Consider the following 13935-nt stretch of genomic DNA (forward strand, 5'->3'; position numbering starts at 1 on the left):
ATAAAACTAATTAATCCTGCTAGGATATGGCGTTATTTTAACAAAGATAATTAATAGTTAAAAACAAAACGACTTATTAGACTAGCCAAGAGCAGCGACGACTGCATCATTAAATACTGGCAAGTCCTTAGGTTCACGACTAGTAATTAAGTTACCATCAATGACCACTGGCTTATCTTCAATACGGGCCCCAGCATAATACAAATCAGGTTGTACTGTTAGGTAAGAAGTCATTGTCCGTCCGTGTACTAACCCTGTTTGGATCATTAATTGTGGACCATGGCAAACACTTGCGGTTAGCTTGTTCTTTGCCATGAAATATTTAACAAAATCAACAAATCGTTGATCAGCACGCAATTGATCAGGTGAAAAACCACCTGGGATGAATAATGCATCAAAATCTTCTGGCTTTACGTCAGAAATTGCCTTATCGACCGTAATTTCTGTACCATGCTTTCCTGTGACGGTTCCTTGTTCAAAGCCAATTGACGTCACTTCATGGCCGGCATCTTCAATTGCTGTAACCGGATCAGTATACTCAACATCTTCTACAAAATCAGTAACAAGAACTGCAACTTGCTTTTTCATTGTTAATAACCTCCCGTGGTGTAGCATTTGATTACCACGCGTATACAATAACACAACTTTTTTATCCTTGTTAAGTGGTAGGTTCTAGAAAAATTATCTCATTCAACCGTTATTTCACTGTTTTTGTACCACCGGCATCGCCATTAACGCCTTCTTCAACACCTGGGTTGTACCAATCAGCATGGGCATTAGTTTTTTGTTTCGTTAAGTCAAAATATTGCATAACCTGATTGGGTGCTTTCTTCCATGAATAACTATGTTTCAAATATCCTGTTGTAATAATGCGATAGGACGTACTTGGAAATAGACACGTCACAATTGTTACTTGTGGCTGCTTAGTTGGATCAAGTACATGTACGTTATCAGCCTTAACTAAATATTGTTGCTTGATACGATACTCATAAATACCATGATCATTAGCTAAGTAAATAACTTTGTGATTCAGCCAATCATTTGTTTGACGCCGTCCATTCACTAAATAAGGTTTATCATCTTGATAGTTTTGCTGTAAACCACTAAACCCTGTTAGGCCATCATCAAAATTATGACTGGCTAACCCATAGTTGCTTTCTCCCATAACTGGTTCTGGTTTACCAGTCGGATCAGCACCACTTCGATTAGCATAATTAGCTCCTGCCTGCAGTCCTTTTTCAGAATAGGCATCATTAAAAATTGGCTCTAAAATGCCAACTGTCGGCACACTAACAAACCCCTGCTTTTTCAAGCCAGGTTGTGTTTCACGCATCAGTCGTTTCCTGATTTTCTGACGCTTATTTAGAGATATCTTCTTATGACTGTCATCAACTTGTATCTTCCGCGAACGGATTTTTTGTACGATTTGATTATGGATACCAAACCAATTTTGCTGGTAGCCAACATAACCAATGCTACCTAAAATCACAACCAGTAATATAAATAGAAAAAATCTCTTAATATTTTTCATTTCAAGTCAATTCTCCAACATAGTTTAATGCATAACCCATTATATCTCTAACAACACGCAAATAGCTCGACGTTAGTTTTCCTGTAACTTAACTTGTGTGCAACTATTTTATAATTAAGTACCCTTCACAATATATCACACCATGGATAGCTAAAAATTGCCAGGTGCTTTGATAAAGTACCTGGCAATTTTTATTTTATATTATACGCATCCAAACTTATGGCAAATCATTTCCTGCCGCAAAGTAAATATCATACCACTCTTGGTGTGTCAATTGGACGTCACGACCATCAATCATTTCTGTCAAACGACTTGGTGTCATTGAACCCAAAATAACCTGCATGTTTGCTGGCATTGTCAAAATGAATGCGACAGCAATGCCATTCTTAGTTGAATGATGATTGTCCGCAATTTCTTGCAACTTGGCATTTAACTCTGGGAACTTATCGTTATCCACAAAGTGACCTTCAAACATACCGTATTGGAATGGTGACCATGCTTGAATCGTCATGTTCTTTAACTGTGAATATGGTAGGATACCACCGTCATGATCAACTGACCGAGCATCTGACATGTTAACATGCAGACCTGCATCAACCATCCCCGTATGCATCACACCAAATTGTAATTGATTAGCAACCAACTTCTGGTCCAAGACAGATTGTAGCAATTCTACTTGCCAAGGATTCATATTCGAAACCCCGAACTGCTTAACCTTACCAGCTGCTGACAAAACATCAAATGCTGCGGCAACTTCTTCGGGTTGTACCAATGCATCAGGACGATGTAATAAGAAAACATCCAAATAATCTGTATTCAAACGTGATAATTCAGCATCGACCGACGCAATGATATGATCCTTAGAGAATTCATAACGTGGGCCCAAAATACCATCACCAGCAACGGGTCCTTCGTCTGATAAAATACCACCCTTTGATTGTAGGATAATATCTTCACGCTTAATGCCAGCTGCTTTAAGGGCACCCGCTAACTTTGAAGTTGACTGACCATTACCATAAATATCAGCGGTATCAAAAAAGTTAACACCCTTTGACATCACTGTTTCAACGACTTCTTGTGCTTGGGCGTCTGATTTCTCCCCCATACGCATGGCACCCAACGCAATCGTTGGGACCATCAAACCAGAACCACCTAAATTAATTTGTGACATTTTTACATTCCTCCCTTTCTAAGTACATTTTACACCCTTTTCTAGGGTGAAACAGTGTTAACATTATGAACGAATTTTGATTGCTTTATTGCTGATTTTTCGCATAGTTAGCTTCTACATTTGCTTTATCTTTTTGCCACCAAGCTTGATTTTGACGATACCAAGCAATGGTCTGTTGTAGCCCCTCATCAAAGTCCGTATACTTTGGTTGCCAATTCAACGCACGACGTGATTTCGTAGCATCAATAGCATACCGTAAGTCATGGCCTGCACGGTCTCTGACAAAGTCAAAATCGTCTGGTGACTTTCCCATGGCTTGTAAAATTTTCCTTAGGACAAACAAATTATCGTGTTCACCATTTGCACCCAAAAGATAGGTCTCACCAATCTTACCATGCACCAAAATCTCCCAGATACCAGTTACATGATCATAAACATGGATCCAGTCGCGAATATTACGACCATTCCCATATAACTTCGGTTTGATACCACTAATAATATTAGTAATTTGCCGTGGAATAAACTTTTCAATATGTTGATAAGGTCCATAGTTATTCGATGTATTTGAAATCGTTGCTTTTAGACCAAACGAACGCACCCATGCTCGGACCAACATATCTGATCCGGCTTTGGTTGCTGCATATGGCGAAGATGGATCATATCTCGTCAATGGCGTAAACTTTTCATCATGACTAGCACTATCTAATGGCAAATCACCATACACTTCATCCGTTGATACATGATGAAAGCGAACATCATAACGACGTGCAGCTTCAATCAGGGTAAATGTCCCCATTAAATTAGTTTGCATAAATGGAGACGGATCATTTAACGAATTATCATTATGACTCTCAGCGGCAAAATGAACAATGGCATCTGCTTTTTGTACCAATTCATCAACCAATTTTGCATCATTGATATCACCAATAACTAACTTCACCTGATCTGCTGGTAAATCAGCTAAATTCTCGGCGTTACCGGCATAAGTCAGCTTATCCAATACTGTTATTTTGACGCCTGGATGTTCAGCGACCACATAGCGAACAAAATTTGTGCCAATAAATCCTGCACCACCTGTCACCAATATATTTTGATATTTAGTCATTTCGTTTCTCCAAAAATCATTTATATAAAAAAAGCTGAGAACCGCATCATTAGTTCTCAGTTTCTATCTTAAGAATTTATAATTTTTATTTCAAGAAATCGGGGTCCGCAAATGCCGGGTTAGGATATTGATAGAATCCCTCACCTGATGCAGCACCTGTCTTACCATCGTCGATCATGGCCTTCAATGCCTTAGCAATTTCTGCAGATTGTGTATCTGTATCAGCTTTAGCCAAAGCAAGATTGTAAGGCGTATTTAGTCCAACCACATCAAGGATCGCAAATGGTCCTTGTGGTGCACCAGTCGCTATCATCCATGACTTATCAATCGTCTCTGGATCAGACACCCCATTGACCCACAACTTTTGTGCGGCATCTAGTAATGGCACTAACAATGAATTCAAGATATAACCATGCTGCTCCTTGTATAGGCGGAATGGTACCATCCGAATATCTTTAGCAAATTGGACAACTTCATCCAAATACTTATCTTCAGTACCTGGATGCCCCATAATCTCAGCGTTATTATTCTTCCAAATTTGATTAGCAAAGTGAATGGCCAAGAATTTTTCAGGACGGTCAACATACTCCACAAACTGTGACGGTACAAATGTTGATGAGTTGGTTGCAAAAATTGTCTTAGCTGGAGCAACCTTTGACAACTCCGTGTAGTAATCAACCTTGATTTTTACACTCTCAGGAATAGCTTCAATCACCAAATCTGCGTCAGCAACAGCTTCAGCTAAACTCGTACTAAATGACATTTGGTCGATTACTGCTGAAGCTTTATCCCCATCGTCATAGAAATCTTCAAACTCGGGTACATAGCTAGCTAACAATTGCTTGGCATGGTCTATTGCGCCATCATTAATATCATAAAGTGTCACTTTAAAACCTGTAAAGGCAGCTTGAAAGGCAATCTGGCTTCCTAAAACACCACCACCAGCAACGGTAACATTTTTAATTGTCATACAAAATTCCTCAATTCTATACTTATACATTAATAATACCTTACAACACATATCAATTATAACACTGTTACCGCTTTCATTCTCGCTAAAAATTTGTTATTTAAACTTTTTAATCGGCTAAATATTGGAACCCATGCGCCAAATCAGCCAACAAATCTGCTTGGTCTTCAATGCCAACAGACAAACGTATTAATTCATCCTTAATCCCATTCTGTAACCGAATGTCTCGTGGAATGGCACCATGAGTCATCACAGCTGGTACTTCGACCAAACTTTCGATAGCTCCCAAACTCTCAGCCAGTGTGATAACTCTTAACTGTTCAACAAATACCTTAGGATCTAATCCTGGTTGCAATTCAAAAGAAATCATCGCACCAAAACCATTCATTTGCTTCTTAGCGACTTCATAATCTGGATTTTCTGGGTCACCTGGATAATAAATTTTACTTACCATGGGTTGCTTATTTAGATAGTCAAAAACTGCTTGGGCATTTTTTAAATGTGCCCGCATACGTAGTGACAAGGTCTTAATGCCTCGTTGTAACAGCCAACTTTCTTGTGGTGCTAAAACACCTCCAATGGCATTTTGCAAAAAGCCAATTTGCTCTCCCAACTCTGGGTCTTTAGTAACGATCAAACCAGCAATAACATCACTGTGTCCACCCAAATACTTTGAAGCACTATGCAATACGATATCAACGCCCAATTCAAGTGGCCGCTGAATATAAGGCGACGCAAACGTATTATCAATAATACTTAATATACCATGTTGCTTCGCAATATCAGCGACCGCTGCAATATCAGTCACCCGCAATAAGGGGTTAGTTGGCGTTTCCAAGTAAATGGCTTTCGTTTCTGGTGTGATAGCTTGCTTAACAGCTTCCAAGTCACGGGTATCAACAATCGTAAATGTCATACCAAAACGCTTTAATACTGAATTAATCAGACGGAAGGTACCACCGTAAACATCATTACCAACAATAAAATGATCCCCAGCTGAGAAGAGTGAAAATACCGTATTGATGGCCGCAGACCCTGAAGCAAAAGCAAAGCCGGCAGTACCACCCTCTAAATCAGCAATTAACTTTTCAACCGCTTCACGGGTTGGATTACCTGAACGTGAGTATTCATACTTACCTTCACCGATTTTATTTTGATGAAAAGTTGATGCCATATAGATTGGCATTGATGTTGCCCCAGTAAACTCGTCTTCACTAATACCACCATGAATTAATTTTGTATCAAATTCCATTTTATTGTCCCCTATTCGTTAATGTCTCAATTTCCCCTAATAAAAAAAGGCGCGAAATTCTGATTTTCATCAGAGACTTCGCGCCCGTAGTTCAATCCCAGCCAAGTGGGTATTGAACTTTTAAGGTTATTATTCCTTAAAAAATACCAATACTAACAGGCCGAACATCGCATAAAGCGCATTGTTCGACAGAAACAAGCTGTTACATTAAGCATTGATTGATTCATAATGACCCTCCACTGAATTTGTTGGTGTAAGTGTACCTGCATTATTATACGACTGTCAAGCGCTGAAAATACAACGCTGGCCTATTCATCATCAATTCCAAACAAAAAAGTTCTACAAACCTAGTCAAACTAAGTTTGTAGAACTTAAAATATGCCGTCGATGGGGGTCGAACCCATACTCTCTTGCGAGAACTGGATTTTGAGTCCAGCGCGTCTGCCAATTCCGCCACAACGGCATGTAATAATTAAATAAACGTATTGCTAGTAAACAGTCGTACCGAATGCCGTCGATGGGGGTCGAACCCATACTCCCTTGCGAGAACTGGATTTTGAGTCCAGCGCGTCTGCCAATTCCGCCACAACGGCATATTTAATTATTATCATATATAAATGTAAAAAGAGTTATTAATCAATAACTCTGAGGGCGGTAGATGGGGATCGAACCCACGCGTGCCGGAACCACAAACCGGTGTGTTAACCACTTCACCACTACCGCCATCATCAAAGAAACAGGGGTAGAGGGAGTCGAACCCCCACCGACGGTTTTGGAGACCGTTGTTCTACCATTAAACTATACCCCTATTTAAAGATGGTTATTATTGACAATACATTGTATCGTCAAATGGCGCGGGGCGGAATCGAACCGTCGACACTACGAGCTTCAATCGTATGCTCTACCAACTGAGCTACCGCGCCATTATAAACGGTCACAACGGGATTCGAACCCGTGATCTTTCGCGTGACAGGCGAACGTCATAACCAACTAGACCATGCGACCAATGGACGTTACAGGGATCGAACCTGTGACCCCCTGCTTGTAAGGCAGGTGCTCTCCCAGCTGAGCTAAACGTCCATTTTCTCGTTGCTGTAAACTTAACAACAGAAATTATTATACCTATATTTCGCAAGCTTTGCAACCCTTAACGACATATGATTTTAATTTTATCTGAATATGAAGTGATGAGGGACGTTCAATAGAGAGATAGAAACGTCTGACTTATTTTACAACCCCTTACCTTATATTCTACAACTACATAAAAAACAAGAAAAATCTTATCCAAAATAATTCTTCATCAATTATTTACCTAGCCGACGACTCATAACCAATTCACCCGTAATAATTTAAATCCAAATCAACTGTTGATTTTAATTAAAATAAGATTATAATTCTAATTATAGCTTAATCAAGGAGGCCCAAGTTATGGTAATTAACACAAGTTCAAATAAAATATCAGCAATTATTATCAATTTATTAGACTTAGTGTTAGCTCCATAAGGGACTTCAACAGTAAGTCCTTTTCAGAAACTTTGAAACTGGACTTACTAGGTTAAGACTAATTAATTATTTCTAGTGATTTAAAGGCTCCAGCTTTCAATAGCTGGGGTCTTTTTTATTTTTTGAGTAATAAAAAACTACGGAGAGGATAAGGTATGACATTATGATCAAATATTTTTATCACACTACCCCTTTTAAAAAAACATATATATGTGTAGGGCTATAAGCCAAGGGATACAACTCATAGATAATGTTGATTTACTTGTTATAGGAGAGAGTTTATATGGAAAATTTGTTGTTTTTCTGCTTTGTCATGGCAGCAATGTTTATTGGTGAATGGATTTCAACTAGGACTAAATCATGGATACCATCAATTTTTGTTACCGCACTAATTTTTTTAATTGGATTTTGGACAGTATTACCAAAAGATTTAATCGAAAAAGTATCCTATAGTACCCCGTTCGTTAATATCTGCATTGGTCTACTATTAGTTCATCTAGGAACCTTAATGAACTTAAAAAAATTACTACAGCAATGGAAAGCAGTCTGTATCGCACTAATTGGCGTCGCTGGTACGATGTTATTAACACTATCCGTTGGGTTAGCTTTTTTTGGTAAGAATTTAGTTTTAGCTACCGTACCAACATTAACTGGTGGGCTCGTGTCAGCAGCATTAATGACCCAAGGAATCAAGTCTGTTGGTTTAACTGCAATTGTCGCTTACCCTGTGTCAATGTTTGTTGTACATCATATTGTTAGTTTTCCACTAATTTCATTAATGCTTAAACAAGAAGGCCATCGTTTACAGAAAGTTTATGCAAGTGATCCTGCTAAAGCCCAGGCAAGTGTTATCAACGAAAAAACTGACGAATCTAAACGTCATCAGTTCTTTAGCTTTGGTAAAGATTATGAAACTTCTGCTTTCATCATAGCTAAAGTGGCAATAATTGCGGCGGGCAGTTATTGGATAAGTGATTTGCTAGGTGGCGCAATTAATGCCAATGTTTTATGTTTGATCTTTGGCGTTATTTTCCACGAAATTGGCTTCTTAGATGATAATGCGATGAACAAAGCTGGTGTTTTCAACTGGCTAATGTATGGTTTATTAGCATATATCTTGGCCGAACTGAATGCAACTACACCACAAACAATTGGGCAAATCCTACTACAAGTAATTACTCTCATTGTTTTGGGTCTAATAGGAATGTTTATTGCATCATTCCTATTGGCTAAACCCTTCGGCATGTCTCGTCAAATGGCATTTGCCTGCTCATTAACTGCTTTGTGCGGGTTCCCATCAGATTATATTCTAACTACTGATGTCGTTAACAACCTAACAAAAGACAAGCAAGAACAAATATTCTTACTAGATAACATGTTGCCTAAGATGCTGGTCGGTGGGTTTGCTACAGTTTCGGTAGCTGCCGTCTTTATCGCTTCTTTCTTTCTAAAACTGTTGTAAAAAGGAGGTTCTTATGAATCAAGAAAACATTTATCAATACGCTGAAGAAGAACTAAAAAAGGATGCTGATTTTTTCAGAATTCAAAGTGTATCTGCACAAAATAAAGGTATTCAAGAAGCTGTAAACTACTTAACAATGAAATTCAAAGAATTAGGTGCTAGTGAAGTAAAAGTCTATTCAGAATACCGCAACCCTGCTGTCTACGCCTTTTTCAAAGGACATACCGGTAAAACATTGTTGTTTTACAATCACTACGATGTTCAGCCGGAAGATCCAACTGATGAATGGCAAACTAATCCTTTTGAGCCCACTTATAAAGATAATAAAGTATATGCTCGAGGAATCTGTGATGACAAAGGAGAGCTAGTATCCAGATTAGCAGCGGTACGTTATTATCAAGAAAACGGTGGTTTACCTTGCAATATAAAATTTATGGTTGAAGGAGAAGAAGAAATTGGTAGTCCCAACATAGATAAGTATGTTCAAGATGCCGCTGTTGATTTAACATGTGATGCATTTGTTTGGGAAGGTGGCGGCATGGATGAAGATGATAACTTCCAAATCATCGCTGGAACTAAAGGAATCACCTCCTTTGATGTGGATGTAAGTACAGCCACATCTGATGCACACTCTTCATTGGCAGCTTATCTAGATAACGCTGCCTGGCGGTTAGTCCAAGGATTAGCTAGTTTATATGGATCTGATCGTCAAATTAATGTTGCTCATTTTTATGATGGTATTACACAATTGAGCGACTACACACAAAAACAGATCGAAATATTGGAGCAACGCTTCAATACTTCAACAGTCATCGATACTTTTGGTGTAAACAATGGAGAACTGCCTGTAAAAAAGCCTTTCTACGCCGTAATGAATGAACCCACAATGACTATTAACGGGCTAAGCGCTGGATACGAAGGATCTGGTGTTAAAACAGTCATTCCACGATACGCTAAAGCCAAGTTGGATTGCCGATTAGTACCAGGACAAGATCCCGAAAAGATAGCTTATTATATTCAAGAACAATTGAAACACAATGGCTTTGGTGATTTGCAAGTTCATTTTAATTTATCAGAAGAAGCCCATCGGACACCCCTCGAAAACGAGTTTGTGCAACAAAATTATAAATTAGCTCAGGAACTATTCGGTAATCAGGTAGCATTAATCCCAAATCAGCCAGGTGCGGGCCCTATGAGAGCATTTTATAATCATCTACAAATCCCAATCGTCGGTTTTGGCATTCATTACAGCGGCAGTACACCGCATGCGCCAAATGAAAACATCCGTCTCTCTGATTTTAAGCAGGGTACTTATTATTTGGTAAATCTAGTTCAAAAATTTTCAGAAGAATAATCAAAATACGATAGTTACTAATTATTATTTTGAATCTTAATAATTGAAGTTAATAGTTAAAACAAAAATGGTCAGTAAACTTACTATATAGTAAGTTTACCGACCATTTTTATAAATTTAATAATAAGTAAGTATTCGACAGGTACACATACGCCCTTTAATTAATATCACTTATCTTAAACTTTTACAGTACTAAAAAAGGAGTATCCACTTATGGATACTCCCTTGATTTCAAGATAACTGATTATTATTGTACAAACAATTGTCCCTTTTTGTATACATCCTTTTTATTCTGTAATGCGCTAATATTAACCAGTGGATTTTCTGATAGAACAATGAAATCAGCTAATTTATCTGGCTCAATAGATCCAGCTTTATCGGCAACATTGAGCAAATCAGCACCGTTAATTGTAGCTGCTTGTAATGCCTGAAGCGGAGTAGCACCAGCATCTACCATCATAGCTACTTCAATAGAAGAATTTTTATCAAAGTTATTATATGATGTACCAGAATCTGTTCCCATTGCTAATTTAACGCCAGCTTTTGCTGCTTTTCCGATACTTTCAATATGGGCTTTTGAAACAGCTAATGACTTTTCTACCATAAATGGTGGCAAATCTTCAGCATTTTCATTTATAGCCCAAGGTGCCGTTAAAGTGGGCACAATATATGTACCACTATCCAAAAACATCTGAATCGTTTCTTCGTCCAAATATATTGCATGTTCTACAGAATCCACACCAGCACGAACAGCATTCTGAATACCTTCTGTACCTTGTGCATGAGCACATGCCGTACGTCCTTTATGATGCGCTTCTTCAACTCCCGCACGTAATTCCTCTTCAGTCATTTGCACATCCCAAGGTGATTCACCACTAAATGATACGCCCCCGGTGGCCATCATCTTAATATTTTGAACGCCTTTTTTTAGAGCAAGACGCGCATATTTACGAACTTCATCAACACCATCAACTTCATAGCTACCGTTACTAAAATGTCCCCCTGTCATCGTCAAGGGATTTCCCGATCCAATAATGCCAGGTGCTTGTATGTCTCCTGAAGTTTCCAAATCAGCTAACTCAATATCGACATCAAAAACAGAACCAGCATCTCTAATGTACGTAACACCATCTGACAATAGCTTTTTCAAATTGCCCAAAGCTAAGAACGTAGACTTAGCTGCTGTCACATTTTTATCTCCTAAGATAGCAATTTTATTATATGGATCAGCAACAATATGTGTATGCGCATTAATCATACCTGGCATAACATATTTACCAGACAAATCCACAGTCTTTTCAGTATTGTCCGGAGAAACAAATTTACCAGTTTCTTCATCTACAGCAAAATCAATGCCATCGGCAAACTCCGTATTTTTACCAGTGAATACCTTTGCGTTTTGATATAGTACCTTCATTTTAGTTCTCCTTTTTATAGTAATTTAAGAAATACAGATGCGATAATGACAGATGCCACAGACACTGTCGCAAAGCCACCAACTAGCATCTTAGGCATCATACGGTCAGTTAAATAAGTTTGTTCACTTTCATCCTTAGTTAAGTGAGAGATTACTTCTGAAGTCAAAATGTAATCTGCTGGAAACCCAAATAATGCAGTTAATGATGTCGCAAAAGCCATTTCTTTTGACATTTTCATTGGTTTGGCAAGTATCCAAGATGCAAGAAACATTCCCAAGATTCCTAGAGTAATTAAAACCAAAATCTGCACGATAATTGTTCCCATCATAGATGGTGTTGTAATACTTAATTGTGAGAACACATAAGCTAATAGACCGTACATTAACCAATTAAACACTTTGGTTTGATTTAAAATATCCTTTTCTAAGAATCCAATTTGGCGACCGATAACTCCTAGTATCAATGCGATAACATTAGAGTTAACCGCATCGTTACTCCACTTCGATAGTAAAATGGCTAGCAGTCCAACGACGGCAACTTTAGATAACATAAATGCGCTAGTATTATATTTTTCAGGTATCAATTTGTGTGGCTTATTATCATCGCTACTTGATTGCTTATTTATAACCGCTTGTTTGTCCGGTATTGTTTGATACTCTTTTATTAATCGCTTACCTTCTTTTTTCAACATGACAGATGTCAGTGGATATCCAATCATGCTATGCATGATAAACATCGATACTGGTAAAGCTACTAACGTGGTTAGCCCAGCTGCTTTTAACCCATCTGTCATCAATACTGCTGATACCACACCACCAGTTAAGGGAGGAATAGCAGCTATAACAGTATGCCAATCAAAAAGTAATGTCCCTAGAGAAAGAGTTAACACGACTGTCCCTAAAGTACCAGTAAGTGCAATCGTTACGGCACGCCATTGATCCAACAATTGGCGTAAGTTCATCATAGTTCCTAAGTGAACCAATAAGATTGGAATACATACAGCAACGAATTCACTACCAAACGAAGCCTGTGATACAACATTTTTGGGCAATATCGTCCAGAACCCAATGGTAAATAAAACAGCCGAAACAAATACTGATGGCACATAAGCTTTAGTTATCGTGGACGCCCATTCCCCAACAAACATAAAAACCATTACAATTAAAAAACTCAACAAAAATTCCATCCACAACCTCTTCCTCATTTATATTTCATTTATTTATAATATTTCTAATAACAAAATTTGTAAAGTTCAAATTTAACAAATATAAGAAAAAGCGTGAAAGAAACAATTATCATTGAATATAAAAGATATGATTACATCCGAAATAATACAGGAAATAAAATCACATTATCATACTAACAACCACTACCATGCACAATGCTAATCGCTTACGTAATATCTTTAAGTTACGAAAATAATAGCTTCAATATATTAATATCAATCGATATATTTTAATCTAAATCTAATCAGAAAACAAATTAAATAAAAAGCCTGCCTCCGATTGCATATCGGAAACAGGCCTTGGAGACGATGTCAGTTGGCTCAAATTTTTGAATCATTTAAAAGGTACTGGCATGAGTGTTAAAGAGCTTAAACAATATATTATTTGGCGCGAACAAGGAGATAGTACCATTCCACAGCGTCTTGAGCTTTTAAAGGCTACTAAGAATGATTTTTTAACTCAGTTTTCCGAAATACAGCATCATCTGCAAATTTTAAATGACAAAATTAATTGGTATAAAGCAAAAGAAGCCAGTATTTCTGCCGAAAATGAAGCCTTTGCTGACTATTTGAAAAGATTAGGACATCATGAATAAACTAAACTTATTACTACTTCCTATCTAAACGGCTTACCACACAATTCAATTAGACAATTGCAACTTTGCTTCATTTCCCCTATAATATGTAATCGTGGTAGCAAATGTATATGGTAGTGTAGCCAAGTGGTAAGGCAATGGTCTGCAAAACCGTCATCACGGGTTCGATTCCCGCCACTACCTTATAAAAAAAGGACAAACTGACAGTGTCGCGTCAGTTTTGAACTGAACCCCGTAAGTTGGAGTAATTTCCAAAACTTACGGGGTTTTACTATGTTTTCAAAAGAAGTACAAATTGAAGCTGTCACAATGTATCTACAAGGTATTCCGCCTTATAAAATACGGAAA

Annotated in this window: 10 protein-coding genes, 8 tRNA genes and 1 pseudogene; 4 read left to right on the forward strand and 15 right to left on the reverse strand. The window is 37.9% G+C overall.

Annotation, left to right across the window (positions count from 1 at the left end; genetic code table 11):
- Nucleotides 1–81 precede the first annotated feature (81 nt).
- From NGR58_RS01330 to NGR58_RS01390, 13 genes are all read right to left on the reverse strand, one after another.
- Entirely contained in the window at nucleotides 82–588 is a 507-nt protein-coding gene (locus NGR58_RS01330; protein ID WP_258087930.1) for a type 1 glutamine amidotransferase domain-containing protein, read from the reverse strand.
- A gap of 109 nt (nucleotides 589–697) precedes the next feature.
- Nucleotides 698–1531 carry a class A sortase gene (locus tag NGR58_RS01335; RefSeq protein WP_258087931.1) on the reverse strand — a complete coding sequence of 278 codons (834 nt, stop codon included), beginning with the start codon at nucleotides 1529–1531 and terminating at the stop codon, nucleotides 698–700.
- 217 nt (nucleotides 1532–1748) lie between these two features.
- Nucleotides 1749–2702, reverse strand: coding sequence for an aldo/keto reductase (locus NGR58_RS01340; RefSeq protein ID WP_258087932.1), 954 nt, complete (start codon nucleotides 2700–2702; stop codon nucleotides 1749–1751).
- 85 nt (nucleotides 2703–2787) lie between these two features.
- Nucleotides 2788–3807 (reverse strand): dTDP-glucose 4,6-dehydratase, encoded by a 1020-nt coding sequence (rfbB, locus tag NGR58_RS01345; protein ID WP_258087933.1) that lies wholly within the window; start codon nucleotides 3805–3807, stop codon nucleotides 2788–2790.
- A gap of 85 nt (nucleotides 3808–3892) precedes the next feature.
- Nucleotides 3893–4777, reverse strand: a complete 885-nt coding sequence (locus NGR58_RS01350) for a 3-hydroxyacyl-CoA dehydrogenase (protein ID WP_258087934.1) — start codon at nucleotides 4775–4777, stop codon at nucleotides 3893–3895.
- 109 nt (nucleotides 4778–4886) lie between these two features.
- Entirely contained in the window at nucleotides 4887–6029 is a 1143-nt protein-coding gene (locus NGR58_RS01355) for a trans-sulfuration enzyme family protein (RefSeq protein ID WP_258087935.1), read from the reverse strand.
- Nucleotides 6030–6408: 379 nt separating this feature from the next.
- A tRNA-Leu gene (locus NGR58_RS01360) sits at nucleotides 6409–6492 on the reverse strand.
- Between the two features lie 46 nt (nucleotides 6493–6538).
- Nucleotides 6539–6622, reverse strand: a tRNA-Leu gene (locus NGR58_RS01365).
- 57 nt (nucleotides 6623–6679) lie between these two features.
- Nucleotides 6680–6752: transfer RNA gene (locus tag NGR58_RS01370), tRNA-His, on the reverse strand.
- Between the two features lie 14 nt (nucleotides 6753–6766).
- A tRNA-Trp gene (locus NGR58_RS01375) sits at nucleotides 6767–6837 on the reverse strand.
- Between the two features lie 42 nt (nucleotides 6838–6879).
- Nucleotides 6880–6952, reverse strand: a tRNA-Phe gene (locus NGR58_RS01380).
- Between the two features lie 8 nt (nucleotides 6953–6960).
- Nucleotides 6961–7034: transfer RNA gene (locus tag NGR58_RS01385), tRNA-Asp, on the reverse strand.
- Between the two features lie 2 nt (nucleotides 7035–7036).
- A tRNA-Val gene (locus NGR58_RS01390) sits at nucleotides 7037–7109 on the reverse strand.
- Between the two features lie 706 nt (nucleotides 7110–7815).
- Here NGR58_RS01390 and NGR58_RS01395 point away from each other — a divergent pair.
- On the forward strand, nucleotides 7816–8994 hold the full coding sequence (locus NGR58_RS01395) for a hypothetical protein (RefSeq protein WP_258087936.1): 1179 nt from the start codon (nucleotides 7816–7818) through the stop codon (nucleotides 8992–8994).
- Nucleotides 8995–9007: 13 nt separating this feature from the next.
- Nucleotides 9008–10348, forward strand: coding sequence for a M20/M25/M40 family metallo-hydrolase (locus tag NGR58_RS01400; protein WP_258087937.1), 1341 nt, complete (start codon nucleotides 9008–9010; stop codon nucleotides 10346–10348).
- A gap of 247 nt (nucleotides 10349–10595) precedes the next feature.
- Here the strand turns inward: NGR58_RS01400 and NGR58_RS01405 are convergent, their stop codons facing one another.
- Both NGR58_RS01405 and NGR58_RS01410 read right to left on the reverse strand, forming a co-directional pair.
- A complete protein-coding gene (locus tag NGR58_RS01405; RefSeq protein WP_258087938.1) occupies nucleotides 10596–11765 on the reverse strand; it encodes a metal-dependent hydrolase family protein in 1170 nt (389 codons plus the stop codon).
- 14 nt (nucleotides 11766–11779) lie between these two features.
- On the reverse strand, nucleotides 11780–12952 hold the full coding sequence (locus tag NGR58_RS01410; protein WP_258087939.1) for a hypothetical protein: 1173 nt from the start codon (nucleotides 12950–12952) through the stop codon (nucleotides 11780–11782).
- Nucleotides 12953–13299: 347 nt separating this feature from the next.
- Between NGR58_RS01410 and NGR58_RS01415 the strand changes: the two are divergent.
- Nucleotides 13300–13587 (forward strand): annotated as a pseudogene (locus tag NGR58_RS01415) (MerR family transcriptional regulator); the annotation flags it as partial.
- 112 nt (nucleotides 13588–13699) lie between these two features.
- Nucleotides 13700–13770, forward strand: a tRNA-Cys gene (locus NGR58_RS01420).
- Nucleotides 13771–13935: the final 165 nt, after the last annotated feature.

This window comes from Weissella fangxianensis (assembly GCF_024718545.1).
Taxonomy (GTDB): domain Bacteria; phylum Bacillota; class Bacilli; order Lactobacillales; family Lactobacillaceae; genus Weissella; species Weissella fangxianensis.

What these genes read in the sequence shown, in the direction of transcription:
- NGR58_RS01410 (WP_258087939.1), bottom strand. Translation starts at nt 12,952, where the DNA reads ATGGAATTTTTGTTGAGTTTTTTAATTGTAATGGTTTTTATGTTTGTT.
- NGR58_RS01395 (WP_258087936.1), top strand. Translation starts at nt 7,816, where the DNA reads ATGGAAAATTTGTTGTTTTTCTGCTTTGTCATGGCAGCAATGTTTATT.
- NGR58_RS01405 (WP_258087938.1), bottom strand. Translation starts at nt 11,765, where the DNA reads ATGAAGGTACTATATCAAAACGCAAAGGTATTCACTGGTAAAAATACG.
- NGR58_RS01335 (WP_258087931.1), bottom strand. Translation starts at nt 1,531, where the DNA reads ATGAAAAATATTAAGAGATTTTTTCTATTTATATTACTGGTTGTGATT.
- NGR58_RS01330 (WP_258087930.1), bottom strand. Translation starts at nt 588, where the DNA reads ATGAAAAAGCAAGTTGCAGTTCTTGTTACTGATTTTGTAGAAGATGTT.
- NGR58_RS01350 (WP_258087934.1), bottom strand. Translation starts at nt 4,777, where the DNA reads ATGACAATTAAAAATGTTACCGTTGCTGGTGGTGGTGTTTTAGGAAGC.
- NGR58_RS01400 (WP_258087937.1), top strand. Translation starts at nt 9,008, where the DNA reads ATGAATCAAGAAAACATTTATCAATACGCTGAAGAAGAACTAAAAAAG.
- rfbB (WP_258087933.1), bottom strand. Translation starts at nt 3,807, where the DNA reads ATGACTAAATATCAAAATATATTGGTGACAGGTGGTGCAGGATTTATT.
- NGR58_RS01355 (WP_258087935.1), bottom strand. Translation starts at nt 6,029, where the DNA reads ATGGAATTTGATACAAAATTAATTCATGGTGGTATTAGTGAAGACGAG.
- NGR58_RS01340 (WP_258087932.1), bottom strand. Translation starts at nt 2,702, where the DNA reads ATGTCACAAATTAATTTAGGTGGTTCTGGTTTGATGGTCCCAACGATT.